1 pseudogene is annotated in these 943 nt (G+C 68.6%); it reads right to left on the minus strand.

The window, feature by feature from the left end:
- Positions 1-48: 48 nt before the first annotated feature.
- A pseudogene (locus JCM25156_RS26075) lies at positions 49-943 on the minus strand (ATP-binding cassette domain-containing protein); the annotation flags it as partial.

The following is a 943-nucleotide window of genomic DNA, read 5'->3' on the forward strand; positions in this document are numbered from 1 at the left end:
CCGCCACGCGTGCGCGGATGGAACCTCCGGCCTGATCGTTCCCCCGCTTCAGGAGGACTGAAGCGTTTCGCGCAGCATTTCCAGTTCCAGCCATCGTTCCTCGGCGGCGGTGAGATCCGCCTGCGCTTTTTCCAGCGCCGTGGTGGCGGCGGTGAAGGCGGCGGCGTCGCGCGCATAAAGGTTCGGGTCGGCCAGCACGGCGCGCAGGCGCTCGATTTCCCCCTCCAGCGCTTCCATCTGCCCCGGCAGGCGTTCCAGCGCCAGCTTGTCCTTGTAGGACAGTTTGCGCGCGGGCTGGCGGGGGGAGGATGTAGGCGTCACATCCGTTGCCGCGGGCTGCGCGGTTTCGCGGTCCTGGCGCGGGCGGGCGGCCAGTGTCTCATCCCGCCGCTGGGCCAGCATGTCACTGTAGCCCCCGGCATATTCCACCCAGCGCCCGCCGCCTTCGGCCATCAGGACGGAGGACGCGACCCGGTCCAGGAAGTCACGGTCATGGCTGACCAGCAGCACCGTGCCGGAATAGGCGGCCAGCATGTCCTGCAACAGATCGAGGGTTTCAAGGTCAAGGTCGTTGGTCGGCTCATCCAGCACCAGCAGGTTGGATGGCCGCGCCAGCGCGCAGGCCAGCATGAGCCGCCCGCGCTCGCCGCCCGACAGCACGCCCACGGGCGTACGCGCCTGTTCGGGGCGGAACAGGAAGTCCTTCATGTAGCCGATGACGTGGCGTTTTTCGTCACCCACCTGCACCATGTCGCCGCCGCCGCCCGTCAGCGTATCGGCCAGCGTGGCGTTGGGGTCGAGCGAGCGGCGCTGCTGGTCCAGCGTCTCCACGGACAGGGCGCTGCCAATGGAGATGCGGCCTGAATCGGGCTGGTCCTGCCCGGTCAGCAGGCGCAGCCAGCGTACTTTTTCCCGCGCCGTTGGCCCCGACAATGCCAAGCCG

It is taken from the genome of Komagataeibacter kakiaceti JCM 25156, from assembly GCF_000613305.1.